The 26,983-nt window shown below is 70.3% G+C and carries 20 protein-coding genes; 16 read left to right on the top strand and 4 right to left on the bottom strand.

The window, feature by feature from the left end:
- Positions 1–199: 199 nt before the first annotated feature.
- The gene (locus ACIPFH_RS26605; RefSeq protein ID WP_401830087.1) at positions 200–820 is read right to left on the bottom strand and encodes a hypothetical protein; all 621 of its coding nucleotides are present in this window, start codon (positions 818–820) and stop codon (positions 200–202) included.
- Between the two features lie 343 nt (positions 821–1,163).
- The gene (locus tag ACIPFH_RS26600; protein ID WP_401830084.1) at positions 1,164–3,329 is read right to left on the bottom strand and encodes a RecQ family ATP-dependent DNA helicase; all 2,166 of its coding nucleotides are present in this window, start codon (positions 3,327–3,329) and stop codon (positions 1,164–1,166) included.
- A 162-nt stretch (positions 3,330–3,491) separates the two neighbouring features.
- On the opposite strand from ACIPFH_RS26600, the gene ACIPFH_RS26595 reads away from it, so the two are divergent.
- The 7 genes from ACIPFH_RS26595 (at position 3,492) to ACIPFH_RS26565 (ending at position 15,472) form a co-directional block, all read left to right on the top strand.
- Complete coding sequence (locus ACIPFH_RS26595; RefSeq protein ID WP_401830082.1) at positions 3,492–5,495, top strand: DUF4192 domain-containing protein; 2,004 nt, start codon at positions 3,492–3,494, stop codon at positions 5,493–5,495.
- A gap of 628 nt (positions 5,496–6,123) precedes the next feature.
- Positions 6,124–8,043, top strand: coding sequence for a glycogen debranching N-terminal domain-containing protein (locus ACIPFH_RS26590; protein WP_401830243.1), 1,920 nt, complete (start codon positions 6,124–6,126; stop codon positions 8,041–8,043).
- Between the two features lie 130 nt (positions 8,044–8,173).
- Complete coding sequence (locus tag ACIPFH_RS26585; protein WP_356253075.1) at positions 8,174–8,932, top strand: NUDIX hydrolase; 759 nt, start codon at positions 8,174–8,176, stop codon at positions 8,930–8,932.
- Between the two features lie 129 nt (positions 8,933–9,061).
- Positions 9,062–11,452, top strand: a complete 2,391-nt coding sequence (locus tag ACIPFH_RS26580) for an ATP-binding cassette domain-containing protein (protein ID WP_401830081.1) — start codon at positions 9,062–9,064, stop codon at positions 11,450–11,452.
- Positions 11,453–11,617: 165 nt separating this feature from the next.
- Entirely contained in the window at positions 11,618–12,505 is an 888-nt protein-coding gene (locus ACIPFH_RS26575; protein ID WP_401830080.1) for a FadR/GntR family transcriptional regulator, read from the top strand.
- 427 nt (positions 12,506–12,932) lie between these two features.
- Positions 12,933–14,471, top strand: a complete 1,539-nt coding sequence (locus ACIPFH_RS26570) for an RNA polymerase sigma factor (RefSeq protein WP_359122586.1) — start codon at positions 12,933–12,935, stop codon at positions 14,469–14,471.
- A gap of 134 nt (positions 14,472–14,605) precedes the next feature.
- The gene (locus ACIPFH_RS26565; protein WP_401830079.1) at positions 14,606–15,472 is read left to right on the top strand and encodes a S1 family peptidase; all 867 of its coding nucleotides are present in this window, start codon (positions 14,606–14,608) and stop codon (positions 15,470–15,472) included.
- Positions 15,473–15,590: 118 nt separating this feature from the next.
- Here the strand turns inward: ACIPFH_RS26565 and ACIPFH_RS26560 are convergent, their stop codons facing one another.
- The gene (locus ACIPFH_RS26560; RefSeq protein WP_328479314.1) at positions 15,591–15,821 is read right to left on the bottom strand and encodes a hypothetical protein; all 231 of its coding nucleotides are present in this window, start codon (positions 15,819–15,821) and stop codon (positions 15,591–15,593) included.
- A 445-nt stretch (positions 15,822–16,266) separates the two neighbouring features.
- On the opposite strand from ACIPFH_RS26560, the gene ACIPFH_RS26555 reads away from it, so the two are divergent.
- The 6 genes from ACIPFH_RS26555 to ACIPFH_RS26530 all read left to right on the top strand — a co-directional run bounded on the left by ACIPFH_RS26555 (position 16,267) and on the right by ACIPFH_RS26530 (position 23,215).
- The gene (locus ACIPFH_RS26555) at positions 16,267–18,387 is read left to right on the top strand and encodes a type IIA DNA topoisomerase subunit B (RefSeq protein WP_401830077.1); all 2,121 of its coding nucleotides are present in this window, start codon (positions 16,267–16,269) and stop codon (positions 18,385–18,387) included.
- Between the two features lie 225 nt (positions 18,388–18,612).
- Positions 18,613–19,137 (top strand): DUF1453 domain-containing protein, encoded by a 525-nt coding sequence (locus tag ACIPFH_RS26550; RefSeq protein ID WP_401830076.1) that lies wholly within the window; start codon positions 18,613–18,615, stop codon positions 19,135–19,137.
- A complete protein-coding gene (locus tag ACIPFH_RS26545) occupies positions 19,134–20,285 on the top strand; it encodes a sensor histidine kinase (RefSeq protein WP_401830073.1) in 1,152 nt (383 codons plus the stop codon). Before ACIPFH_RS26550 ends, ACIPFH_RS26545 begins: the two co-directional genes overlap by 4 nt.
- Complete coding sequence (locus tag ACIPFH_RS26540; protein ID WP_401830071.1) at positions 20,282–20,968, top strand: response regulator; 687 nt, start codon at positions 20,282–20,284, stop codon at positions 20,966–20,968. The genes ACIPFH_RS26545 and ACIPFH_RS26540 overlap by 4 nt, the downstream gene beginning before the upstream one ends.
- A 79-nt stretch (positions 20,969–21,047) precedes the next feature.
- Positions 21,048–21,626, top strand: a complete 579-nt coding sequence (locus tag ACIPFH_RS26535; RefSeq protein WP_401830069.1) for a DUF485 domain-containing protein — start codon at positions 21,048–21,050, stop codon at positions 21,624–21,626.
- Entirely contained in the window at positions 21,623–23,215 is a 1,593-nt protein-coding gene (locus ACIPFH_RS26530; protein WP_401830066.1) for a cation acetate symporter, read from the top strand. Before ACIPFH_RS26535 ends, ACIPFH_RS26530 begins: the two co-directional genes overlap by 4 nt.
- Positions 23,216–23,263: 48 nt before the next feature.
- Here the strand turns inward: ACIPFH_RS26530 and ACIPFH_RS26525 are convergent, their stop codons facing one another.
- The gene (locus tag ACIPFH_RS26525) at positions 23,264–23,956 is read right to left on the bottom strand and encodes a response regulator (protein WP_356261723.1); all 693 of its coding nucleotides are present in this window, start codon (positions 23,954–23,956) and stop codon (positions 23,264–23,266) included.
- Between the two features lie 161 nt (positions 23,957–24,117).
- Here ACIPFH_RS26525 and ACIPFH_RS26520 point away from each other — a divergent pair, with 161 nt between their 5' ends.
- The 3 genes from ACIPFH_RS26520 (at position 24,118) to ACIPFH_RS26510 (ending at position 26,973) form a co-directional block, all read left to right on the top strand.
- Positions 24,118–24,933: an ABC transporter ATP-binding protein gene (locus tag ACIPFH_RS26520; RefSeq protein WP_401830064.1), complete on the top strand. Its 816-nt coding sequence runs from the start codon at positions 24,118–24,120 to the stop codon at positions 24,931–24,933.
- Positions 24,923–25,786, top strand: coding sequence for an ABC transporter permease (locus ACIPFH_RS26515; protein WP_401830062.1), 864 nt, complete (start codon positions 24,923–24,925; stop codon positions 25,784–25,786). The genes ACIPFH_RS26520 and ACIPFH_RS26515 overlap by 11 nt, the downstream gene beginning before the upstream one ends.
- Positions 25,787–25,911: 125 nt before the next feature.
- Positions 25,912–26,973 carry an ABC transporter substrate-binding protein gene (locus tag ACIPFH_RS26510; protein ID WP_401830060.1) on the top strand — a complete coding sequence of 354 codons (1,062 nt, stop codon included), beginning with the start codon at positions 25,912–25,914 and terminating at the stop codon, positions 26,971–26,973.
- The last annotated feature ends 10 nt before the right edge of the window (positions 26,974–26,983 follow it).

Below are 26,983 nucleotides of genomic sequence, written 5' to 3'. Positions count from 1 at the left end.
AAGCACCTCGAAAGAGATCACGTCGTAGCCACCACCGGGACCGACCAAGGGCGAGCGTAGGTTCCGGTGACCACCCGCGGCCTACGCATCGTCGCGGGCGGCACGGCACGGCGCGCGACGATGCACGTCAGGCCCTGGGGGCTCGCGCCTCACAGGGCCGACGTCCCGGCGGGCCCTTGGCCGGCCGTCGCCTCGCCTCTCAGCGGGCGGCCGCGCGACGCAGCACTTCCGAGGCGGAACCGCCGGTCCGTGGCAGCGGCGGCGGGGCTTCGGACAGAGCGAAGGGTTCCGGAGTCGAATCCGCGTGCGGCCGACGTCCTCCGCGACCCTCGCCCAGGACCTGCCAGCCGTCCCGGGTGAGAGTGATGTACGCCCCGCAGCGCAGTCCGTGCAACGTGCACGCATCACGCAGGCCCCACATCCACGCCCCGTCCTCTTCCGTCCAGCGTGCGTCGCCGTCACGGCAGTAGAGCAGCACGGCGGTGCGCACGGGGGTGCGCAGCCGCAGGTCGTGAGGGATGACCCGACGCAGCTGGGCGAGCAGGGCGTTGCGGAACATCCAGCCGTCGGACGAAGCCTGGCGCCGGGTGAACGAGGCGCTGGCCCGCACCCGTTCGTCCGAGTCCAGCACGGCCACGATCGCGGTGGCCGGCCGTGGCCGGTGCCGCGAGTGCAGCCCACTGACGACTTCCCGCGGGTTGCGCAGCAGCGGGATGCCGGCCGCTGCCCATTCGGCAGGCTCGAGCAAGCGGGTGGCGGAGGTGGCGGACGTGGACGTCGACAACGATGCCGCCGAGGACGGAGCGAATCCGAAGGTCACGATCCTCCCTTCGGCTACGGCCCACACTGCGGGCGGGTCGGGTTCGGGGGAGCGCACGCCGCGGCAGAGCCCTACCGGACTACGGGCAAGCCGTGCGGGGAGCGGAGCTCAATTCTTCCTGCCGAACTTGGATGCGGCAACGAGCAATTGGGGCCACCGACCGTTATGTGACGATGAGTGACTTATATCCTTACCCAGTGATTCGTGGAAGGACACGTGAGCCCACAGCCCACGCCTCGGGAGCGCTGCCGAAGCCGCGGATTCGACGGCACACCGACACCGAGGCGCCGTCGAGGAGCGGCCGGAAGAGCCCGGGACCCGCTTCGTCGGTTGCCGACTGTGATCATCCTTGCACTGCCAGCACCAGAGGCAACACCTCGTGCGCGCCTGCACGGCGCAGCATCCGGGCCGCAACCGCGAGGGTCCAGCCTGTCTCTGTGTAGTCGTCCACGAGGAGAACGGGGCCCCGGGCCTCGATCAGCGCGGCGGCGAGCGCGGGGGGCACCTCCAGCATGCCGTGGAGCGCTTTGAGGCGTTGGGCGCTGTTGCTCCGGGAGATCGGCGAGGCTTCGGCGGTGTATTCCACCGATCCCAGGAGTGGAAGCCGGCCGACCTCCGCGATGCGCGCGCCCAGTGAGTGGATCAACCGCGGTCGTGTGCGTGAGGCGATGGTGACCACGCCGACCGGGCGCGGCGAGGCGTCGGCCACTGCGGAGGCCCAACCGCCGGGCCCCTTGGCCCAGTCGGCCAACACGCCCACCACGGCCCTCGATACGTCGTCCGGAACCGGCTCGTCGGAAGCCTGGACGGTGAACATCGGGCGGAGCCGGTTGCCCCAGCCGATGTCGGAGAGGCGGCCCAACGCCCTTCCGGTCGAGGCCTGTTCACCGGCCGGAATGCGCCCCTTGAGTTCCACGCCGATCGCCGGGAGCCCGGTCGGCCACATCCGGCGGGGCTCCACCTCGACGCCGGCGCGGCCCAGATCCACCCGCGCGGCGTCCAGCGCGGCCGTGGACGTCTCGGCGGCGTAACGCGGTCCCGCGCAGTTGTCGCAGCGTCCGCAGGGCTTGGCGCCTTCGTCGTCGAGCTGGCGCTGAAGGAACTCCATCCGGCAGTCCGTCGTCGACGCGTACTGGCGCATCGCCTCCTGCTCGGCCTTGCGCTGTCTGGCGACCCACCCGTACCGCTCGGTCTCGTACCTCCACGGCTGCCCTGTCGCGAGCCAGCCGCCCTTGACCCGCTTGACCGCCCCGTCCACGTCGAGGACCTTGAGCATGGTCTCCAGGCGGGAGCGGCGCAGCTCCACCAGAGGCTCCAGAGCGGGAAGCGACACGGGCCGCTCAGCCCGCGCGAGGACATCCAGCGTGCGGCGTACCAGATCCTCCGACGGGAAGGCGAGCGACGCGAAGTACTCCCAGATCGCCTCGTCCTCCCTCCCCGGCAGCAGGAGTACCTCCGCGTGCTCCACACCGCGCCCGGCGCGGCCCACCTGCTGGTAGTACGCGATGGGAGAGGAGGGCGAGCCCAGGTGCACGACGAAGCCGAGGTCGGGCTTGTCGAAGCCCATACCGAGGGCGGAGGTGGCGATCAGCGCCTTGACCTTGTTGGCCAGCAGGTCCTCCTCGGCCTGCTGACGGTCGGCGTTCTCCGTGCGCCCGGTGTACGACGCGACGATGTGCCCGCGCTGCCGCAGGAAGGCGGTGACCTCCTCCGCGGCGGCGACTGTGAGCGTGTAGACGATTCCGGAACCGGGGAGGTCGTCGAAGTGGTCGGCGAGCCACGCCATCCGGTGCGCGGCGTCGGGCAGCCGCAGCACGTTCAGGCTGAGGCTCTCGCGGTCCAGCGGGCCGCGCAGTACCAGGGCGTCCGAGGTGCCGCCGGTGCCGAGCTGCTCGGCCACGTCGGCGGTGACCCGCGCGTTGGCGGTCGCGGTGGTCGCGAGGACCGGTACGCCCGGCGGGAGATCGGTGAGCATGGTCCGCAGCCGACGGTAGTCCGGTCGGAAGTCGTGACCCCAGTCGGAGATGCAGTGGGCCTCGTCGACCACGAGCAGTCCGGTCGCCGCAGCCAGCGCGGGCAGTACCTCGTCACGGAAGTCTGGGTTGTTGAGCCGCTCCGGGCTGACCAGCAGGACGTCGACCTCGCCCGCGGCGATCTCGGCCTGCACGGTGTCCCACTCCTCGGTGTTCGAGGAGTTGATGGTCCGTGCGTGGATACCGGCCCGGGCCGCGGCCTCGACCTGGTTGCGCATCAGGGCGAGCAGCGGAGAGACGATCACCGTGGGGCCGGCACCGCGGGCCCGGAGCAGGGAGGTCGCCACGAAATAGACAGCGGACTTGCCCCATCCCGTCCGCTGTACCACCAGGGCCCGGCGTCGGTCCGCGACCAGCGCCTCGATCGCCCGCCACTGGTCCTCGCGCAGCCGGGTCACGCCCGTGGCGTCCCCGACCAGGCGGGCGAGGACGGCGTCGGCGTCGGACCGGAGATCCGCGTTGTTCGTGTGCTCCATGCCTCCATACAACAGGACGGCGCTGACAATCCGGTCAGGGGACGGTCGCAGCAGTGCGCCGCCGGGTGGGCCACAGCCACCGATCCCGGGATTCTGACGTGCCCCTGATCGGACTTATCCACAGGTCAAGCGGAACTTCGTGATCCGCGAGATCGTCTGCGCATGACGAATCACAGCGAAACCACTGGATCCCCCGAAAACGGCGACATCGCGGGACGCGACGGGCAGGACGGAAGGGCCGCAAGGATCCCGTACGAGCTGCCCGCGAACGGCGAGCACACGGCGTACGTCAGCCACACGATGTACGGCGGAAACGCCGAAAACGGCCCGGGCCCCGCCGACCACCAGGTCACCCTGCGCACTCCGGGGGAACTGGCCGACGCCCTGCCCTATCTGCTCGGGTACCGGCCGGAGGACAGCATCGTCCTGGTCGCCCTGCACGACCGGGACGGACGGGGCCGGTTCGGTGGGCGCGCCCGGCTCGGCATTCCCGCGAACCCGGACGACTGGGGGGCCGTCGCCCAGCAACTGGCGCAAGGGCTCGTCAAGGGCAGCGAACGCCGAGGTACCCGTCCCGCACAGATGGTCGCCTACCTCTGCCAGGAACCGGGGAAGGGGGAGACCGGCCGTCAGGTCATGGAACGGCTCCAGTCCCTGGCCCACCGACTACGTCTCGAATGCGGACGCCTCGACGTCCCCGTGATCGAGGCGCTCTGCATCTCCGACGGCCGGTTCTGGTCGTACTGCTGCGGGGGCAAGGGCTGCTGCCCGGTCGAGGGCGTACCGATGGGGCTGCCCGGCACCTCCGTGCTGGCCGCGGCGGCGACCTACGCGGGGATCCAGGTGCGAGGCACCTTGCGCGAGTTGCGGGCCCGACTGCTGCCGCTGGAGACCGGTGCCGCGCTGGAGCAGGAGGTCGCGCTGGACACCGCCGGCATGACGCTCGTCCCCAGGATTCTCCACGAGGCGAGTCGCCCGGCGGTGGCCGAGGAGACACTCGAACTGGCCCGACGGGTCATGTGCCGCTTCGCCGGGGCTCCGGTCGTCCCGGGTGTTCTCCTGGCGGACCACCGAGACGACGAACTGCTCGGATTCGACGAAGCCGCGGCGTTGATCCTCGGCCTCCAGGACCGGGTGACGCGTGACCGGGCAGCGCAGTGGATGGAGGGCGACGAGGCGGCCCCCGCCCTGCGTCTCTGGCGGGCTCTGTCACGGCGCTGCGTCGGACCTTACGGCGAACACGCGGCGGCGCCCCTCACCCTCGCCGGCTGGGTCGCCTGGTCCAGCGGCGATGAACTCGAGGCAAGGGAGGCCCTCGCCATGGCCCTGGGCGCGGACCCGGACTATCTCTTCGCCCGCCTCCTGCACCAGGCCTGCAACGAAGGCCTCGACCCCGAGTCGGTACGACGCTGTCTGCGAGCCGAGCGCGAGGGGCACGGGGAGCACGCGGCAGCCGGGAGGCGGGCCGGTGCGGCGACGGCCGAGGACTCCGAAGGCCCGCAGGGCACACAGGGCACGCGCGGGACGCAAGCCCCCGCACGTCCCCGTGGAACAAAGAGGGACGACGGACTCGTCGACCTCCGCTGCCCAGAAGCAGAGAACCGCCCCGGCGACGGAAGCCGGCCCGACCGTGGGAGCTGCTCCGTCGAAGAAGACTGCGCCCACGCATTGATGGACATGGACATGGACGCAGAAGACCCACGCGACACCGAGGACGCAGAGGGTTCATGCGAAGTCGTGGACGTACACGGCCCACGGGAAGCGCAGGACGTACACGGCCCACGGGAAGCCGAGCAAGTGGCTCGTATCGGGGAAGCGAAGGACACCGTCGGCCCTGTCCCGCACAGCCCGGTCACATGCGTCTCGGGGCCTGTGCCTGCGTCTGTGTCCACGACTGCTCGCAGGCGGCGCCGCGTCCGTCCCACCGGTGCCGCCGTGGATCACGCGCAGGCTGCGGCCGAAGCGGAGGAAGGCAAGGAACCGCAACGCCGCACGCGCGGAGCCAACGACCTTCGCGTGCACCCACCGAGGCCGAAGCCCACGCGCCCTGCCGGGCCGAGCCGTGGAGGATCCCGTCCCCGCCCTGTGGGAAAGACTTCCGCTCGCCGCCGTGGCGACAGCCCGGAAAGTCTGCGGTCCGACAGCGACACCGCGGACAAGGGGTGACGCCGGCTCGGCTGCCCTGGTGGAGGCCGGGGCCCGGGTGCTGGGCCGAAGACGCCCGCATGGGATCGGCCGACGATCACCAGAGCCGGGCCCGACACCGGGCCCGGCCCGGTGAGCGCCTATGGCGGGCTCCCTCCGGAGCGGACGCGCCATGGCCCGCGGTCGGTCCCGCGTATCCGGATGCGGCCGCCATTCGGTGCCGCCTGCGACCGAGGAGCGTGACCTGGCGGAGTCCCGGCCCGTTCACCTGAGTGGCGGAACACCTGCACGGGTCGTGCCGCCGCTGCGCACCCGCCCTGCCGGCGCCTCCCACCCGGCCTCGACCATGTCCGAGGCGCACAGAGAGCAGAAAAGTCACCGCATGCATGAGCCGACTCCGCCCTCCGCCGCCGACGAACGCTCCAGCCACAGCACCCCGGCGCCGGTCCACGGCGCGGCGGCCACAGAGCCGGAGGCAGGCCCTGTCCTGTCCGTCGGTCAGGGTGTCCGCGGTACGTCGACGTTCCCGTCCTTCCCTTCGACCGGCCCGGCCCGCCCCCCGCAGCCGCCCTCCTCCAGAGGCGCCGGACCTCCGCCCGCAACGCCGACTCGGCCGCGCGCTGTCGGCCTGCCCGCCGCCCACACGGCGATGATCTGCGTCGCCCTGCCGGGCCTCGTCATCTCGACGGATCAGGGGCAGCTGACGGGGCATGGGCTGGAGGGGTTCTACCGGGCGGGCCGGCGCATGCTGTCCCGTTGCCAGGTGCGGGTGGCGGGGCGCGAACCGCTGGCGGTCCAGGCCCGGATGACCTCGGCCGACAGAGCCCGTTTCGTCGGTACGCTCCGTGTCACTCCGCACGGCGGCCCGGACCCGGACGTCATCGTCGAGCGGACGCGTTCCGCCGACGGCACCGAGCGGATCACGCTGCACAGTTCCGCCGCGCGGCCGCTCCGCATCCCGGTCGAGGTGACTCTCGGCGCCGACCTGGCAGACCTGGGGGCGATCGCGGCCGGCACCGTGGGGGCCGAGCTGCCCGCCAGCGTCCACGACTCCGGTCTGCGGTGGTCCTGTGCCACCGGTGCCTCGTGCGTCACCGCCGACCCGCCCCCGGCCGACGCGATCGCCTCCGCGGGTCTGCTGCGCTGGGACTTCGAGGTCCCTCCCGGCGGCACCGTACGCGTGGAACTGAGAGTCCGCCTGGACGGTGCCGGACCGGTCCGATCCGTGGGTCGGGGGGCGACGAGCCCGTTGGCCTCTGCCCACGCGACGGGTGACGATCCGCGCGTCCGGGAGCTTCTCGCGACGAGTGTCGACGATCTTCAGGCCCTGCTGGTGCGAGATCCCGAGCACCCCGCGGACACCCATCTCGCGGCAGGGGCGCCGTGGCGCTGCGGCCTGGCTCCGGCCGAGGCTCTCGCCGCGGCTCGGATGACACTGCCGCTCGGTACCCGCCTCGCCTCGGGGACGCTGCGCACGCTGGCCCGTACCCAGGTCACCGGCCCGGGGCCGCGGTACGGCATGATCCCCGGTCCGAGACGGGACGCTGGCGCGCACCTCCCGCCGGGCTGCACGGGAACCGAGGCCACCCTGCTCTTCCCGGTGCTTCTCGCGGAGGCCCGCCGATGGGGCCTGCCCGAGCACGAGACGGAGGAACTGCTGCCGGCGGCCGAGCGCTGCCTGACCTGGCTGCGCACCACTGTCGGCGAGGGACCCTACCTGAGCGACCCCCAACCCAGCGGCCCCGTCCGCTGCGAGACACAGGCCCACGCCCACCGTGCCGCACTGCTCGGCGCCGACCTGCTCGACGCCTGCGGGAGACCGGGCGGCGGCGGACTGCGGGAGTGGGCCCGGAAGCTGCGCGCCACCTTTCGGCGGGACTTCTGGATCGACGACCCGGGAGGCGGCCGACCCGCGGCCGCCCGAACCGGGGACGGGCGGCCGCTGCCCCACCTCTGCGCGACGGCCGTCCACCTCCTCGACACCGGGTTGCTGGGCGGTGGCGCCCACGCCCCCGGTCTGTTGGACAGGGTGCAGACCGAACACCTCGCCCGTCTCCTGGGCAGCCCCGTCATGGACTCGGGCTGGGGCCTGCGGGGCCTCGGTGCGAAGGAGGCCGGCTACAACCCCTTCGGTCACCGCAGTGGTGCCGTCCGGGTCCACGAAACGGCCATCGCCGTCGCCGGTCTGGCCGCCGCGGGCTACGAGAAGGAGGGAGCCGCACTGCTGCGAGGTGTTCTGGCGGCGGCCGAGGCCTTCGGGCACCGCCTGCCGGAGATGTACGCGGGGGAGCAACGCGGTGACGGGCGGGCCCCCCTTCCTCATCCGGCCGCCTGCCGTCCCGCCGCCACCGCGGCGGCGGCCGGGGTCCTGCTGCTGACCACCCTGGCCGGTGTCCGGCCCGACGCCCCGGCCGGAACCGTCACGCTGCGCCCCCTGCGCAGCGCACCGCTGGGGGAGATCGGGTTCACCGGGCTACGGGTCGCCGGCGCCCCCTTCTCCGTGCGGGTCAGTCGGCTCGGTCTCGCCATGGTGGAGGAGGCGGCCGACGGGCTCCAGTTGGGAGTGTGACCTCGCACGATGCGGATCAGGACGGCGGTCCGGGCGGAAGGCGACGGCCGTGCGGTACCGAAGTGGACCAGCCATCGAAGCGGCCGGCGAAGGGAGTGTTTATCGTCAGGAAGACGACTATGATCGCCGCATGCCCTACGACCCGTCAGCCTTTCCGCCCTTCGCCGTCACCGTGGACCTGGTCGTGCTGACCGTGCGCCGCCACGCCCTGTGTGCGCTGGCGGTGCGCAGGGGTGAGGCGCCGTTCCAGGGGCGGTGGGCGCTCCCGGGCGGCTTCGTGCGGGAGGACGAGGACCTCACCCAGGCCGCGGCCCGCGAGCTGGCCGAGGAGACCGGGCTCCGGGCCCACGACCCCTCGGCTCCGGCCCAGGACAATGGTGCCCACCTGGAACAGCTCGCCACGTACGGAGATCCCAAGCGTGACCCCCGGATGCGCGTCGTGAGCGTCGCGCACCTGGCGCTCGCGCCGGACCTGCCGGCTCCGCGCGCGGGTGGAGACGCCAGCAACGCCCGCTGGGCGCCGGTCGACGAGCTGCTCGAGCACGGGGGGTACGGCCGTGACGGGGAACCGGTCGCACCGCTGGCCTTCGACCACGCCCAGATCCTCGCGGACGGCGTGGAACGGGCTCGTTCCAAGATCGAGTACTCGTCCCTCGCGACCGCTTTCTGCCCCACCGAGTTCACGGTCGGCGAGCTCCGCCGTGTCTACGAGGCCGTCTGGGGCGTGGCGCTCGACCCGCGGAACTTCCACCGCAAGGTGACGGGCACGCCCGGCTTCCTGGTACCCACAGGCGGTACCACCACGCGGCAGGGCGGCCGCCCTGCCCAGCTGTTCCGGGCCGGCGGAGCGACCTTGCTCAACCCGCCGATGCTGCGGCCCGAGGTGTGACGCAGCCCGCCGTGGCTGCTTATGTCGGGACGGGGCGGCGGACCGGCCTGTCGGGTGCGCTCAACCGGACGGACGATGTCGCCGTGCCATATCCGTAAAAATCGGATATGGGGCGCTATCTTGCTACGGGTGATCCAGGCCTTCGGACTGACCAGCAACTCCCGCAAGGCGCTTCCGCCCGCCGTCGACGATGTCTCGTTCGAGGCGCGCGCGGGCCGCGTCACCGTGCTGCTCGGAGCGCCGGGCGCGGGCAAGACCACGGTGCTGAGACTCATGCTCGGGCTCGAAGAGGGCCGCGGCCTCGCGTACTTCAGAGGCCGTCCGCTGCACCGCATCGCTCACCCCTCGCGTGAGGTCGGCGTCCTCCTGGGCGATGTGCCCGGGCACCCCGCCCGCACGGTCCGTGGCCATCTGCGCATGCTGTGCGCGGCCGCCGGCGTTCCGGTACGGCGGGCCGACGAAGTGCTCGAAGTGGTCGGCCTGGTCGGTCTGCGTGACGAACGGCTGGGCACCCTGTCCCGTGGCATGGACCGGCGGCTGGGCCTGGCCTGCGCTCTCCTCGCGGACCCGCACACTCTCGTCCTCGACGATCCCGCTGACGGGCTCTCCGGGCGGGAGAACCGCTGGCTGTACGGCATGCTGCGCGCGCACGCGGATCAGGGCGGCACGGTCCTGACGACCACGGCCGACCCCAAGGAGGCCACTCGTACCGCCGACCGGGTCGTCACCCTGGACGGGGGCAGACTCCTCGCCGATCAGGAGGCCGCCGACTTCGCCCGCACCCGGCTGCGCCCCCGGGTGGCGGTTCGCAGCCCACACGCGGTCCGCTTGGCGACCCTGCTCACCCGGGAGGCCCGAGCCGCACAGCGCTCCGTCGAGGTCGTGCAGGAGGACGGCAACCGGCTCTCCGTGTACGGCAGCAGCTGCGCCCATGTCGGCGAGACGGCATTTCGGCACAGCATCCTCGTCCATCAACTCGCCGACGAGACAGGAGACATGGGGCCGGGAGCGGAAGCGGCGACTCCGCGGTGGACGCACGTCTGGGCAGGGCCGGGTCTCGCGGGACAGACAAACCAGGAACCCTCGGACGGAGAACCGGCCACCGTCGCCGTCGCCGAGCCGAACGCGGAACGCACGGAGGTCTCGAGCGACGCACGCGCGGCGAACGGCACCCGGCGGACCGGCGTCGCGACCGCATCACGTGAGTCCGACGATCCGCAGCCGACGTCCACCGCGCGGTACCGGCCGTCGGACGCGCCGCCTCGCGACGGCGTCCTGGCCTCCGAAGTCGACCTTCGGTCCGGTGCGGCCGCAACGGCGGCCGACGACCCGGCTGAGGACCGCCCGGGCGTGGCGGCGCCCGCGGCTGCTACTGAACGAGACACCGTCGGCGGAGCGGACGCGCCGCCTCGCGACGGCGTCCTGGCCTCCGAAGTCGACCTTCCGTCGGGTGCGGCCGCAACGGCGGCCGACGACCCGGCTGAGGACCCCCCGGGCGTGACGGCGCCCGCGGCCGCTGCTGAACGAGACACCGTCGGCGCATCGGGTGCCCCGGCAGGCTCACTCGTGAACGGTCTCCGGCGGCCCGAGGAAGCCGACACCGCCGACGCCACCACTCCAGGCGCCCACCCCTCCGCCTCGGGTTCTCGGCCGGCGCCGACCATGCCCTCTGCCCGGCGCTCCCCGCGCTCTTCCACGTCCCGCAGATTCGACTTCCTGCCCGCCCTGCCACCTCCCATCGCCGTCCGCTCCGCCCCCAGCCCGTTGCGTCCCCTGCGCTACGAACTCCGTCGCGCCACCGGCATCGGCACCGGATTTCTCACCGGCGCCGCGGTGCTGATCGTCTCCGCCCTCGCCGCCGTGCTTCTGGCCCGCGTCGGTCACACCTCACAGGCTCGGGTGCTGGCCGCGTGGCCCGCGGAGCTTCCGTTGCCGCCCGCGGCGCTCGGTGCGGGCCTGCTCGGTGCGCTGGCCTTCGGAGACGAGTTCCGCCACCCCGCCCTGGCCGCGGACCGCGGCACCGTGCCCCGGAAGCTGGGTGTACTCACCGCCAAGCTCCTCGTCGCCGCTCTCACCGCCCTGACGCTGGCCTTCCTCACGGTGGGCTGCGACGCGGAAGCGCTCTATCTCGTCTACGGACGGGAGGTCGCACAGGTTCCCGCGGACTGGCTGCCGCTGAGCGTGAGTTGGCTCGGCCTCGTGGTCGGCTGCGCCTGGACCGGTGTGCTGGCCGCCGGTGTCTTCGGCTCCACCACGGCCGGGCTGGCGGCCGTGGTGGCCATGCCCGTCGTCGTCCTGCCCGTCGTACAGAAGCTCGTGGAGGGCGCGTCCGTGCGGACGGCGGCCGGATTCGCGGTCCGGTTGCGCGAGATGCTCCTGGTGCAGTGGCCCTTCGGGGGAGATCGTTACCTGGCCGCTGCGGCGCGAGTGATCGTCCAACCGGTCGGCGGGGCAATGACGTTGTCCTTGACGGCCCTGCTGTGCGCGTACCTGCTCACGGCCCTGCGGAGCCGGACCTGATGACCACCGGCCGGGCCGAACCGATCCCCGCGTGTGCGCAACTCCCCGGAAGAAGCCCATTTCTTTCCGATAAGGCGTCAATTGCGACGGGGTGAGCGATCACCCTTTCGTGTGCTTTTCACCAAAGACCTCAAGGGAGTTGGGAGCGACGCCGACAAAGGATCCGTGAGTACCCTTGCGCACACCATGATGACCGCCGCCCGCTCCACCGACTCCGGTCTGGCCGGCCCGGGCGAACTCGACCGCTACCCCTTCGCCGAGGCCCCCGTGGCCGAACGCGTCGGAGCCCCCGTGTGGGAGTCCGCGGAACCCGAGCTGGGCCGCGTGGGCCGTCGCGCCGCGGGCAACCGCGGACGTGGGCTGCACGGCCAACTCGTCCAACAACTGGGCCAGATGATCGTCTCCGGTGACCTGGGCGCCGACCGGCCGCTGGTGCCCGAGGAGATCGGTCAGCGGTTCGAGGTGTCCCGCACCGTCGTCCGCGAGTCGCTGCGTGTCCTCGAGGCCAAGGGCCTGGTCAGCGCCCGGCCGAACGTCGGCACGCGCGTGCGTCCCGTGAGCGACTGGAACCTTCTCGACCCGGACATCATCGAGTGGCGGGCATTCGGTCCCCAGCGCGACAACCAGCGGCGCGAGCTGAGCGAGCTGCGCTGGACGATCGAGCCGCTTGCCGCCCGCCTTGCCGCAGGGCACGGGCGCGCCGACATCCAGCAGCGACTCTCCGACATGGTGGAGATCATGGGGCATGCCATGGCGCAGGGCGACGCGCTCACCTACTCCCGGGCCGACGCCGAATTCCACTCGCTGCTCATCCAGGTCGCGGGCAACCGGATGCTGGAGCACCTTTCCAGGATCGTGTCGTCCGCCCTGCAGGTCTCCGGCGGCCCGGTCACGGGCTGTGACCGGCCGAACGACGCGTCGCTGGGACACCATGGCCGGATCGCCGACGCCCTCGCGGCGGGCGACGGCACCGCGGCCGAGACGGCCATGCGGCAGCTGCTCACCGTTCACCCTGAGGTGGAGCGCGTCGTGCCGGCGCCGCGCGAGCACTGACCGCACCGCGCGGAGAACGGCTCGGGGACGCCTTTCCCCGCCCGCGTCATCCTCGCCCGCTCCACCCGGACTCCCGTCGGACCCCGCAGGACCCGCCACGGGGCCTGCGGGGTCCGACGAGCGACGTGGCGTAACCGGTCGTGGCGGTACCGGTAGGCTCCATGGGTGACCTCCTCTGCCCGCGTCTGACCTTTTTTGAACGCTTACGGGGTGTGACTCGGGCCACGAAGATTGGGCGTAACGCTTGTGGAAACAACGCGATGACCTAAGAGGTGGCAGCCGCGGAGGGAATACGGACGCCGTTCAAGGCGCTGTGAATCCTCCCGGCCCCCGCCCGCGCCGTCGGCCCACCCCCAGGCCGGTGGTCGGCTCCTGTCCCTCACGGACGGGGCCGGAAGCCGTTTTCCAACGTTCCGAGAGGTTGTTCGTGTCGGCCAGCACATCCCGTACGCTCCCGCCTGAGATCGCCGAGTCCGTCTCTGTCATGGCGCTCATTGAGCGGGGAAAGGCTGAGGGGCAGATCGCCGGCGACGATGTGCGTCGGGCCTTCGAAGCTGACCAGATTCCGGCCACTCAGTGGAAGAACGTACTGCGCAGCCTCAACCAGATCCTCGAGGAAGAGGGTGTGACGCTGATGGTCAGTGCCGCGGAGCCCAAGCGCACCCGAAAGAGCGTCGCAGCGAAGAGTCCGGCCAAGCGCACCGCCACCAAGACGGTCGCGGCGAAGGCGGTGACCACGAGGAAGGCCACCGCCACGGCCGCCCCGGTCACCCCGGCCGCCCCCGCTGTGGACGATCCCGCAGAGGAAGCCGCCCCCGCCAAGAAGGCGGCTGCCAAGAAGACGACCGCCAAGAAGACGGTCGCGAAGAAGACCGTCGCCAAGAAGACGGCGGCCAAGAAGACCGCAGGCAAGGACGACGCCGAGGTTGCCGAGGACGAGGTCCTCGAGGACGCCAAGCCCGGCGAAGAGGAAGAGGAGGGGACCGAGAACAAGGGTTTCGTCCTCTCCGACGACGACGAGGACGACGCGCCCGCCCAGCAGGTCGCCGTGGCCGGTGCCACCGCCGACCCGGTGAAGGACTACCTCAAGCAGATCGGCAAGGTCCCGCTGCTCAACGCCGAGCAGGAGGTCGAGCTCGCCAAGCGCATCGAGGCCGGTCTGTTCGCCGAGGACAAGCTGGCCAACGCCGACAAGCTCGCCCCGAAGCTCAAGCGCGAACTGGAGATCATCGCAGAGGACGGTCGGCGCGCCAAGAACCACCTCCTGGAGGCCAACCTCCGTCTGGTGGTCTCCCTGGCCAAGCGCTACACCGGCCGCGGCATGCTCTTCCTGGACCTCATCCAGGAGGGCAACCTCGGTCTGATCCGCGCGGTCGAGAAGTTCGACTACACCAAGGGCTACAAGTTCTCCACGTACGCCACCTGGTGGATTCGTCAGGCGATCACCCGCGCCATGGCCGACCAGGCCCGCACCATCCGTATCCCGGTGCACATGGTCGAGGTCATCAACAAGCTCGCGCGCGTGCAGCGCCAGATGCTCCAGGACCTGGGCCGCGAGCCCACCCCGGAGGAGCTGGCCAAGGAACTCGACATGACCCCGGAGAAGGTCATCGAGGTCCAGAAGTACGGCCGCGAGCCCATCTCGCTGCACACCCCGCTGGGCGAGGACGGTGACAGCGAGTTCGGTGACCTCATCGAGGACTCCGAGGCCGTGGTCCCGGCCGACGCGGTCAGCTTCACGCTCCTCCAGGAGCAGCTGCACTCCGTGCTCGACACCCTGTCCGAGCGCGAGGCGGGCGTCGTCTCCATGCGGTTCGGTCTCACCGACGGTCAGCCGAAGACCCTCGACGAGATCGGCAAGGTGTACGGCGTGACGCGCGAGCGCATCCGCCAGATCGAGTCGAAGACCATGTCGAAGCTGCGCCACCCGTCCCGTTCGCAGGTGCTGCGCGACTACCTCGACTAGGTCGAACCCGTACGACGCCGAAGGCCCGGTCTCCCGTCAGGGAGCCGGGCCTTCGGCGTCGGCGTGAGGGTGCGAGGCGCCTCGCCCTGGATCACTCTGGGTCTTCATCGATCACTTCAGAGTGAGGAGCGCGCATGCGTCGTCCCTTTGTCCGGGCCCTGTCCCGGCCGTTGATCCTGGCGGCCGTGGCGATGGCCATACCCTTGGCCTCCGCCACCCAGGCGGCCTCAGACGGCGTTGTGGTGGGCGGCTTCCCGGTCGACGTCTCCCAGAGCCCCTGGACGGTCGCGCTGTCCAGCCGTGCCCGGTTCGGAGGTATGCGATCCGGGCAGTTCTGCGGAGGCGTGGCGGTAGGCCCGTCCACGGTGCTCACGGCGGCCCACTGCATGGGCGAGGACGTCCTGGGAGCGCCGCCCGGGCGCCTGGCCGACCTGAAGGTCGTCGCGGGACGCACGGACCTGTACGCGGACACCGGGCATGAGGTCTCCGTGCGCAGTGTCTGGGTCAATCCCGCCTACGACAGTTCCAGCAACGCCGGGGACTTCGCCGTACTCACCCTTGCCGAGCCACTTCCTGCGGGAGCGGTCATCGGCCTGGCCGCAGAGGGGGATCCGGCGTACGAGGCCGGCACGGACGCCGTCGTCTACGGCTGGGGTGACAGCACGGGGTTCGGTGCCTATGCCCGCACCCTGCGAGCGGCTCGGGTCCATGTGCTCGCCGACGCGCTGTGCGAGCGGGCGTATCCCGGCACCACCGACGGCACCTACGACGCGCGGAGCATGGTGTGCGCCGGGGAGGTGCGGGGCGGTCGCGACGCGTGTCAGGGGGACAGTGGCGGGCCGCTGGTCGCGCGGGGCCGGCTCATCGGGCTCGTGTCGTGGGGCAGCGGCTGTGGACGGCCGGGAAGCCCGGGTGTCTACACGCGCGTTTCCGACGCCGTACGGGCCCTGGGCTGGGCGCGGGCGCCAAAGCGTTCCACGAAGCCTTCGAAGGGCCTCTGAGCGAGTCCTGGCACGGTTTGGCCGACTTAGCCAGGAAAGCGGGCGGCCGCCCCTGGGAGCAGGGACGGCCGCCCGCATACCGGCCTGTGCCGGTTCTGGCTCGTCGTGGACGCGCAGATCAGCGCTCTTCTTCCGAACTGGAGGCCGGAACGGTCGTCAGCCGCTCTGTCTCGTCCTGTATCTCAGCGGCGATCTTCTTGAGTTCCGGCTCGAACTTGCGGCCGTGGTGGGCGCAGAAGAGCAGTTCTCCGCCGCTGAGCAGCACGACGCGTACGTACGCCTGGGCGCCGCAGCGGTCGCAGCGGTCAGCGGCCGTCAGCGGGCTCGCGGGGGTCAGAACAGTAGTCACGTCGCCTCTTCTCTAGCTCGACGAGCTGTCGTACCAGGGTCAACATCCAACCAGCCCCAAAACGTTCCCGCTCGTGGCTTGTCCTCGAAAAAATCTTTCCGAGGTGGCCGTCTGCTGCCGGTTTGGCGGCGAATGTGCCGTATTGCGTGGTCTGTAGTGCTTACGGTTTCGCGCTGTCGGTCATGGTTCCATCCTCCCGGCTGGCTTGCCGGTTTGTTCATGAGGACGTGCCCGGAGCCTAAATGGTTCATGCCCCGAAGGGAACGTGATATGTACTTCACTCCATCGAGGGATCGAACACGCATGCGACGCTGGACTAGTCTGGGTTTCGGACGAGGGTGGCGTTACAACGGCTCTACCAGGCCTCGGTACCCTCTTGGCGGCTACCCAAGCCGCGCCCTTACCCAGAAGGGCCCCAAGTGAAATTCAGCGAGGAGCGAACCGCGTGACCGCCGAAACGTCCGTGCCGTCCACAGCGCTGCTGGCAGGAGCAGACCGGGACGGTTCCAACTACACCGCGCGGCACCTGCTCGTCCTCGAGGGCCTCGAGGCCGTGCGGAAGCGCCCGGGTATGTACATCGGCTCGACCGACAGCCGTGGTCTCATGCACTGCCTGTGGGAAATCATCGACAACTCCGTCGACGAGGCCCTGGGCGGCTATTGCGACCACATCGAGGTGATCCTCCACGACGACGCCTCGGTGGAGGTCCGTGACAACGGCCGGGGCATCCCCGTCGACGTCGAGCCCAAGACGGGACTGTCCGGTGTCGAGGTCGTCATGACCAAGCTGCACGCCGGCGGCAAGTTCGGCGGTGGCTCCTACGCCGCCTCCGGCGGTCTGCACGGCGTCGGCGCCTCCGTGGTCAACGCCCTGTCCGCCCGGCTCGACGTCGAGGTGGACCGAGGCGGCCACACGCACGCGATCAGCTTCCGGCGTGGAGTCCCGGGCGCCTTCGCCGCGGACGGCCCCGACTCGAAGTTCGAGACGGGCGGCCTGCGCAAGGTCAAGAGGGTCGCCAAGAACCGCACCGGCACGAGGGTGCGGTACTGGGCCGACCGCCAGATCTTCCTGAAGGACGCCAAGCTCTCCCTGGAGAACCTGCATCAGCGGGCTCGCCAGACCGCGTTCCTGGTGCCCGGCCTGACCATCGTCGTCCGCGACGAGTACGGCCTCGGCGAGGGCGGCAGCAAGGGCGAGGAGTCCTTCCGCTTCGACGGTGGCATCAGTGAGTTCTGCGAGTACCTGGCCACCGACAAGCCCGTCTGCGACGTCCTCCGCTTCACGGGACAGGGCACCTTCAAGGAGACGGTGCCGGTCCTGGACGAGCACGGGCAGATGACTCCGACGGAGGTCACCCGTGAGCTCGTCGTCGATGTGGCGATGCGCTGGGGCACCGGCTACGACACGAATCTCAAGTCGTTCGTCAACATCATCGCCACGCCCAAGGGCGGCACCCATGTCGCCGGCTTCGAGCAGGCGGTCGCCAAGACGATGAACGAGGTGCTGCGCGTCAAGAAGCTGTTGCGCGTCGCCGAGGACGACATCGTGAAGGACGACGCCCTGGAAGGCCTGACCGCCGTCGTCACGGTCCGCCTCGCCGAGCCCCAGTTCGAGGGCCAGACCAAGGAGGTCCTCGGTACCTCGGCGGCCCGGCGCATCGTGAACACCGTGATCTCCAAGGAGCTCAAGGGGTTCCTGACCTCCGCCAAGCGCGATGCCGCAGCTCAGGCGCGGGTCGTCATGGAGAAGGCGGTCGCCGCCGCGCGGACGCGTATCGCGGCCCGCCAGCACAAGGACGCGCAGCGCCGCAAGACGGCTCTGGAGTCCTCGTCCCTGCCTGCCAAGCTCGCCGACTGCCGCAGCGACGACGTCGAGCGCAGCGAGTTGTTCATCGTCGAGGGAGACTCCGCACTCGGTACGGCCAAGCTCGCCCGGAACTCCGAGTTCCAGGCACTGCTGCCGATCCGGGGCAAGATCCTCAACGTCCAGAAGTCATCCGTGACCGACATGCTCAAGAACGCCGAGTGCGGCGCGATCATCCAGGTCATAGGAGCGGGCTCCGGGCGCACCTTCGACATCGACGCGGCCCGCTACGGCAAGATCATCATGATGACCGACGCCGACGTGGACGGATCCCACATCCGGACGCTCCTCCTGACCCTGTTCCACCGCTACATGCGGCCCATGGTCGAGGCCGGGCGGGTGTTCGCCGCGGTCCCGCCCCTGCACCGCATCGAGCTCGTCCAGCCCAAGAAGGGCCAGGACAAGTACGTGTACACGTACTCGGACCGCGAGCTGCGCGACAAGCTCATGGAGTTCCAGAGCAAGGGCGTCCGGTACAAGGACTCGATCCAGCGCTACAAGGGTCTTGGTGAGATGGACGCCGACCAGCTGGCCGAGACGACGATGGATCCGCGCCACCGCACCCTGCGGCGCATCAACCTCTCCGACCTGGAAGCGGCCGAGCAGGTGTTCGATCTGCTCATGGGTAATGACGTGGCGCCGCGCAAGGAGTTCATCTCCAGCTCGGCGGCGACGCTGGACCGATCCCGTATCGACGCCTAGCCGCCGCATTCGGCCTGGACCGAGTCTCTCGCAGGTTCGTTCGCCTGGGCCGGGTCTCTCGCAGGTTCGGCCGGGGTTCTCCACCCGCGGGTGGAGAACCCCGGCCCCTGTGGATCCACCCATGATCCACCCCAGCTCCGATCCGCGGACCAGCGCGTTTCCGTAGCGTCGAAGGCGTCGGCAGCGCTCGCTGTCGGCATCCCCTTCCCGCTCGCGGAGGCTGTGATGTCCGGGCTCGTCAACGCGCTGCTGATCGTGGCGGCAGCCGCATTCGTGATCGTTCGACAGTTCCGCGCAAGCCGCATCGACACAGATCGGCGATGGTGGCTCCTACCCGGCATCCTGGCCGTCTTGGCGCTGCGCGAGCCCGACCTGCTGGACGCCCACCACCACACCGCATCGGTCCTGGTGCTCGGCGCCGAACTGACCGTCGCCCTGGCCATGGGGGCCGCCTGGGCCTGGACGACCCGCATCTGGGCTGAGCCGGACGGCGCCGTGTGGAGCAAGAGCACCAGGGCGAGCGTGGCCGTCTGGGGCGTCGGCATCGGTCTGAGAGCGGCCCTCTTCGCGGTCGGTGCACTGCTGGGTATCCATCAGGGCAGCTCGGCCCTGATGCTGGGACTCGCGGCCACCCTGCTGGTCCGCTCCGGGATCCTGATCCGGCGCGTGCAGTCCCTGGACCAGGCTCCGGCACACGCCCTGGCGTACGGTGACCACGTGCCCCGGCCCCCGTGGAAGGAGCGGGCGTGACGGAGAACATCTGGACACGCTGGCCCTCACGGGAGGCGCTCGGCCCCAAAGCGGTTTCGCGCCCCAGGCGTCTGCTGGCTTGGGCCGTGAGGCTGCTGGTCGTCGGTGCGCTGCTGTGGAGCGCCGTCCACGACAGCCGCGTACACGGGTGGACCGCGGTCGCGGGGGCCGGCGGAGTGCTCGTGGCAAGTGGGTTGGCGTGGGGCTTGTTCCGGACCACGTTCGAGCACCGGCTGTTTCCCTCGCTGGCACTCCTCCTCCTTCTGCTGGGACTGGCAGCCGGGGCCGAGGCCGCCGACTTCCGCTCGCCGGCCGTCGTCCTGTGGTGCGGGTGCGCGATCGCGGCGCTGGAGCGACTGCCGCTCGGAGCGGCGCTGCCGGCGGCTACGGTCGGGTTCGCCGCCTTCGCCGTGGTCAACGACGACTCGGGGGTGACTTCGGCAGCCGCCATCGGTGGTATGGCCCTCGCCGGGTACGCACTGCGTCTGGACGCCGAAGCCAGGGCCAACGCGCAGCGGCTGCTCGCCCAGGAGCGGGCCGCGCGCGTGGCCGAGGCCGAGTCCGCCGCACTCGCGGAGCGGGCCCGCATCGCCCGTGAGATCCACGATGTCCTGGCCCACAGTCTCTCGGCGCAACTCGTACACCTGGAGGCGGCCAGGCTGCTGATCGAGCGGGGCGCGGATCGGGAGCAGATCCTCGACCGCGTGGTGGCAGCACGGGGGATGGCCCGTGACGGTCTCGAGGAGACCAGGCAGTCGCTCTCCGCGTTGCGCGGTGAACTGACGCCCCTGGAGGACTTCCTGACCGACCTCGTGCGCACGTCCGACGGCGCCGAGGTCACCGTGGGGGGCGAACGCAGACCGTTGCCGGTGGAGGCGTCGCAGGCCGTGCGCAGGGTCGCGCAGGAGGCTTTGACGAACGCCCGCAAACACGCGCCGGGCGCGAAGGTTCGCGTACGGCTGGAGTACGGCCCCCACGAAGTGACCCTGAACGTGCGGGACTCGGGTGGCTCGCCGGGCGAACTCGCCGAGGCCGGAGGCGGGTACGGTCTGCTGGGCATGCGGGAGCGCGCCGAACTGCTGGGCGGTTCACTCGCTGCCGGGCCGGACGAGGAAGGGTTCGTGGTGACGCTGAAGGTGCCGGTATGACGGAGGAGGCGGAGCGCAAGCCCGCCCGGGTAGTGGTCGCGGACGATCAGACAGTCGTCCGGGAGGGCATCGTGATGCTGCTCGGCCTCTTGCCGGGAGTCGAGGTCGTCGGCGCTGCCGGGGACGGGGACGAGGCCGTGCGGCTCGTCGCCGAACTGGCCCCCGATGTCGTGCTTATGGACCTGCGCATGCCCCGCTGCGACGGCGTGGAGGCGACTCGGCGCATCCGGGCCGAGCATCCCGGAACGCAGGTCGTGGTGCTCACGACCTACGCGGACGACGAATCCCTGTTCCCGGCGCTGAAAGCGGGCGCCCGGGGGTACCTGACCAAGGACGCGGGCGGGGACGAGATCGTACGAGCCGTGCACAGTGTGCTGTCCGGGGACGCGGGGCTGTCGCCGAGTGTCCAGCGGAGGCTGCTGGAGCGCCTGTCGGCGCCCGCACCGGAGCCGGCGCCAGAGACCGCTGCGGCACCCGACGGGCTCACGACGCGGGAGGCGGAGGTGCTGGTGCTGATCGCCGAGGGGCTCAGCAACCAGGAGATCGCGCGCAGGCTGAGCGTGTCCACCGCCACTGTGAAGACGCACATCAACAACATGTTCTCCAAGACAGGACTCAAGGACCGGGCACAGGCGGTGCGTTACGCGTACGCGAAGGGGCTGGTCCGGCCGCCCACGGGGTGAACGGCCGGACGGTCACCTGATGGGGTGAAGTCTGCGGGGAGAAGAGTCGGGGATCTTCCCGTTCTGTCCATCCTTGGGCATGCAGTCAAGCAACGGCCGTGCCCGCGCCGACGGGGACGGTCCCGGGAGCGGTGCCTCCACGCCACACGCGCGCGAACACCATCAAGGCCTGGGCCAGGCGTTCGCCGAGGTGCCAGGGGACGTGCGCTACGAGGACCCGTGGTACGACGCGCTCGCCTCGGGCTGGGGCGAGTCGGCCCTCATGAGCACGCCCGGGACCGACGTCCCCGCGGCACGGCGGGAGCGGGAGACCGGAGCCCGGGCAGCGGCTCAGATCTACCTCGAGGTGCAGCGCAGCCCGGCCTTCCAGGAGGTGCGCAGCCGGTACCGGCGGTTCGCGATGCCGGCCGTCGCCGGGTTCTTCGTCTGGTACGTGGCATACGTCGTGGCCGCGACGACGGTGCCCGGGTTGATGGCGCGGCCGGTGGCGGGCGCGGTGAACGTGGCGTTGCTGGCCGGACTGGGGCAGTTCCTCAGCACGTTCCTGCTCACCTGGGCCTACGCCCGCCACGCACGGCTTCGCCGGGATCGCGCCGCCCTCGAGCTGCGCTGGGACACACAGGAGTTGACCCGTGAAGCCAAGGGTGGTGCGTTGTGAGCGGCAATCAACAGGCGCTGGTGCTGTTGCTGTTCAGCGTCTTCGTCGCGGTCACGCTGGGGATCACGACCTGGGTGAGCCGCAACCGGCACGGTTCGGAGGAGGAGTTCTACGTCGGCGGGCGGTTGTTCTCTCCGATGGAGAATGGTTTTGCCATCGCGGGCGACTACATGTCGGCCGCCTCCTTCCTGGGCGTCACCGGGCTCATCGCGCTGTTCGGGTACGACGGGCTGCTGTATGTGGTCGGCTTTTTGGTGGCCTGGCTGGTGGTGCTGTTCCTCGTCGCCGAACTGGTACGCAACTGCGGGCGGTTCACCCTCGCCGACGTGGTGGCTGCGCGCATGAGCGAGCGGCCGGTGCGCATCGCGGCCGGAATCTCCTCGGTCACCGTGTCCGTCCTCTATCTGGTGGCGCAGATGGTGGGTGCGGGCAGCCTGGTGGCGCTGCTCCTCGGGAACACCGACGAGGCTGCCCAGTCCTGGGCCGTCATCGGGGTCGGCGCGCTCATGGTGGTCTACGTGTCGTTCGGAGGGATGCGGGCGACCACGTGGATTCAGATCGTCAAGGCGGTTCTGCTGCTGGTCGGCACCATCGCGCTCACCGTGCTCGTCCTGGTGCGCTTCCACGGTGACTTCGACCAGTTGCTGCGCACGGCGGCCGAACGCAGCGGGCACGGTGACGCGTTCCTGGCGCCCGGGCTGAAGTACGGCGGGGACTGGACCGCGCGCTTCGACTTCATGAGCCTGGGGCTCGCGCTGGTGCTGGGTACGGCGGGACTGCCGCACATCCTGTCCCGCTTCTACACCGTGCCGACCGCGCAGGCCGCCCGGCGCTCCGTCGTCTGGTCGATCGGGCTGATCGGCGGCTTCTACCTGATGACGATCGTCCTCGGCTTCGGCGCGGCGGCGATCGTCGGCCCGGAGGCGGTGCGCGGCTCGAACGCGGCCGGCAACACGGCGGTTCCGCTCCTGGCGCTCGACCTGGGAGGCGGCGCCGACTCCACGGGCGGGGCGGTTCTGTTCGCGGTCGTGGGGGCAGTCGCCTTCGCCACGATCCTCGCCGTCGTCGCCGGAATCACACTCGCCTCCTCGGCGTCGGTGGCGCACGACCTGTATGCCTCCTTGCGCCGCAGGCGGAACAAACCCCGCAGTGAGGTCGCGGTGGCGCGGGTCGCCGCCGTGGGCGTCGGCGTGGTCGCGATCGCCCTCGGCCTTCTGGCCCGCGATCTCAACGTCGCCTTCCTGGTCGGGCTCGCCTTCGCCGTCGCCGCGTCCGCGAACCTGCCGGTCCTGCTGTACTCGCTGTTCTGGCGGGGCTTCACCACACGGGGCGCCGTGTGGGCGGTGTATGGCGGGCTGGTGCCGGCCCTGGTGCTCGTCGTGCTGTCGCCGGTGGTGTCCGGGAGCCCCGAGTCGCTTTTCCCGGCCGTCGACTTCCAGTACTTCCCGCTGCAGAACCCCGGCCTCGTCTCGATTCCGCTGGGCTTCCTGGCGGGCTGGCTGGGCACGGTCACCTCGGCCGAGGTCGCGGACGAGGCCAAGCACGCGGAGATCGAGGTGCGGTCACTGACGGGGGCCGGTGCCGCGTAGAAGGCGGCTCCGGCGCCGCTGCACTTCGTCGAGAGCCCTCGCTCCTGGCTACGGCGCCACCCACGCGTACCGGTGTTCCGGGCGGCCCGTGTCGCCGTACTTGAGCGAGAGGTGCAGGCGCCCGGCCTGTTCCAGGTGACGGAGGTAGCGCTGGGCGGTGGAGCGGCTCAGGCCGGTCTCGGCGGCGACCTCATGGGCCGACAGAGGGTGGTTCGCGCGGTGCAGGACGGCGCAGATCAGGTCCGTGGTCGGTTCCGAGTGGCCGCTCGGCAGGCCGGGCGAGGACGGCGCCGGACCCGTGCGCAGGGCGCCGAAGATCCGGTCGACCTGCTCCTGGCCGGCGATGCCGTGTCCACCGACCCGGTCCACCGTGCGGCGCAGGGCGGCGTACGAATCGAGGCGGGTGCGCAGGGCGGCGAAGGTGAACGGTTTAACCAGGTAATGCAGGGCCCCCAAGCGCATCGCGGTCTGGACGGTCGTGACGTCACCGGCCGCCGTGATCATGATGACGTCGGTGCCATGGCCCTGCTCACGCATGCGGTGGATGAGCTGGAGGCCGGTCTGGTCGGGCAGGTAGTGGTCGAGCAGCACCAGGTCGATGGTTCCGCGTTCGATGGTGCCCAGCGCCTGGGCGGCACTGTGCGCGCGGGCAGCCACCCGGAATCCGGGAACCTTTCCCACGTACTTGGCGTTGATCTCGGCGACACGGAAGTCGTCGTCCACCACCAGGACGTCAATCATCGGGCCTCTCTCCGTGAAGGCCAGGCGGGCGTTACGCCCGTGTTTCGGCTTCGCTGTTCTAGCGCGAGCAAAACGAGCACAACAGGCTACTGCAAGCAAAAGAAGCGCATGCGGCCAGAAGGCTGATGCCGCCTCCCGGGTCACCTCTACCGTCCCCGGCCATGAGCGCACACACCAGCCCCGCCATCGAGCTGCGGGGCGCGAGCAAGGTCTTCAGGACCCCGTCGGGGGCCCCGCACACCGCCGTGCGGGAACTCGACCTCACTGTCGGGCGTGGCGAGTTCGTGGCCGTCGTCGGCCCGACCGGCTGCGGCAAGTCGACCACGCTGACCCTGGTCAGCGGCCTGGAGGAGCCCACCCGGGGCGAGGTGATGGTATCCGGGCAGCCCGTTCGTGGCGTCGGTGACAAGGTCGGCTTCGTCTTCCAGCAGGACGCCACCTTTCCCTGGCGTACGGTCCTGTCCAACGTCATGGCCGGGCCCCGCTTCCGCGGTGTGCCCAAGGCGGAGGCGAGGCGGAAGGCGCGCGAATGGCTGGCCCGGGTCGGGCTCACCGCCTTCGAGGACCGCTATCCGCACCAGCTCTCCGGCGGTCAGCGCAAGCGAGTGGCCCTCGCCGCGACCTTCGTGAACGACCCCGAGATCCTCCTCATGGATGAGCCGTTCTCGGCGCTCGACGTGCAGACCAGGGCACTGATGTCGGACGAGCTCCTCGAGCTGTGGGAGGGCACGGGCGCGTCCGTCGTCTTCGTCACCCACGACCTGGAGGAGTCCATCGCGCTGGCCGACAAGGTCGTCGTGATGACCGCCGGCCCCGCCACCGTGAAGCAGATCTTCGACATCGACCTGCCGAGGCCGCGCAAGGTCGAGTCGGTGCGTCTGGAGCCGCGGTTCATCGAGATCTACCGCGAGATCTGGGAGTCCCTCGGCGAAGAGGTCCGCATCACCCGCGAGAGAGGTGCCGCCAGTGTCGCCTGAAGTTCTCAGCACCCCGGTCGTCGACACGGCCAAGGCACCTGACCGCGCGCACTCACGCGCGCGTGCCGCACGCAGACGCAAGGTCGTCGTGTCGGCGTCCCGTGTCCTGCTCCTGGTGGCCGTGCTCGCCCTGTGGGAGGCGTTCTCCCGGGCCAAGGTCATCGATCCCTTCAACTTCTCGATGCCCTCCAAGATCTGGGACCAGATCTGGACCTGGGTGACGCACGGGACCGCGCTCGGTTCTCTGGGCGAGCAGATCTGGTACACGCTCTACGAGGCGCTCCTGGGCTGGATCATCGGGGTGGTCGCCGGTGTCGTGTGCGGTATCGCACTGGGGCGGATCACCTTTCTCGCCGACATCCTTGGTCCATACATCAAGGTGCTCAACTCCATACCCAGAATCGTGCTGGCCCCGATCTTCGTGATCTGGTTCGGCCTCGGCCCGGCCTCCAAGGTCGCCTCGGCCGTCGTCCTGGTGTTCTTCCCGGTCTTCTTCAACGCCTTCCAGGGCGCCCGGGAGGTCGACCGCAACCTCGTCGCCAACGCCCGCATACTCGGCGCGAGCGACCGCAGGGTGACGCTCCAGGTGGTTGTCCCGTCCGCCACCTCGTGGATCTTCACCAGCCTTCATGTCAGCTTCGGCTTCGCCCTGATCGGAGCCATCGTCGGCGAGTACATCGGCGCGACCAAGGGAATCGGCCTGCTTGTCGCGCAGTCGCAGGGCACGTTCAACGCGGCGGGCGTGTACGCCGCGATGGTCATCCTGGCCGTCGTCGCACTCGTCGCGGAGGGGCTGCTGACCTTCGCCGAGCGCCGCATCTTCCGGTGGAAGCCGTCGGGCTCCGACAGCTGACCTTTCGTTGAACGATCCTTCGAGGATCCATCGCCGGGCGAGGACAGCCCCTCGGGACCTCCTCGCCGGCAGTTCCCGAATCCCCGCTCCCCCCGCATCGCCCTCTCACAAGGACGTGAACCGCCATGCGCACACCCCTCAGACACACCGCCCTGGCCGCCGTCGGCCTGCTCGCCCTCTCCTCGCTCACCGCCTGTGCCAACGACGCGGCCAGTACCGCGTCCACCGGCTCCGGAGCCAAGGGGGACGGCAAGGGAACCAAGGTCAAGATCATGGTCGGCGGCCTGGACAAGGTCATCTACCTGCCCGCCATGCTCACCCAGCGCCTGGGCTACTTCGACGCCGAGGGACTCGACGTCGAGCTGTTGAGCGAGCCGGCCGGTGTGCAGGCCGAGACGGCGCTCGTCTCCGGCCAGGTCCAGGGAGCGGTCGGTTTCTACGACCACACACTCGACCTGCAGGTGAAGGGCAAGGAGGTGGAGTCCGTCGTGCAGTTCTCGCACGCGCCCGGCGAGGTCGAGATCGTCTCGACCAAGAAGGAGGACGACATCACCTCGCCGAAGGACTTCAAGGGCAAGAAGCTCGGCGTCACGGGGCTCGGCTCGTCGACCGACTTCCTGACCAAGTACCTGGCCGTCAAGAACGGCGTGAAGGTCAGCGAGTTCACCCCGGTCGCCGTCGGCGCGGGGCCGACCTTCATCGCGGCGCTCCAGCAGGGCGCCATCGACGGCGGCATGACGACCGATCCGACCGTGGCGACCATCCTGGACAAGAAGGCCGGCAAGGTCCTTCTCGACATGCGCACCCCGCAGGGCTCCGAGGAAGCGCTCGGCGGACCGTATCCCTCGTCAAGCCTGTACATGCAGACGGACTGGGTCAACGGTCACAAGGACACCGTCCAGAAGTTGGCCAATGCGTTCGTCAAGACGCTCAAGTGGATGTCCACTCACAGCGCGAGCGAGATCGCCGAGAAGATGCCGACGGACTACTCGCAGGGAAACAAGCTGCTGTACTCGGTGGCCATCAAGAACACGCTGCCGATGTTCACCAAGGACGGCGTGATGCCCAAGAACGGCCCCGAGACCGTCGAGAAGGTCCTCAAGGCGTTCAACCCCAACATCCAGAACGCCGACGTGGACCTCGACAGGACCTACACGACCGAGTTCGTGGAGAAGGCGGTGGGCTGACGGTCGAACA

The sequence above is a fragment of the Streptomyces sp. NPDC088157 genome (assembly GCF_044741545.1).
Classification (GTDB): domain Bacteria; phylum Actinomycetota; class Actinomycetes; order Streptomycetales; family Streptomycetaceae; genus Streptomyces.
This window is presented reverse-complemented; position numbering and strand designations above follow the sequence as displayed.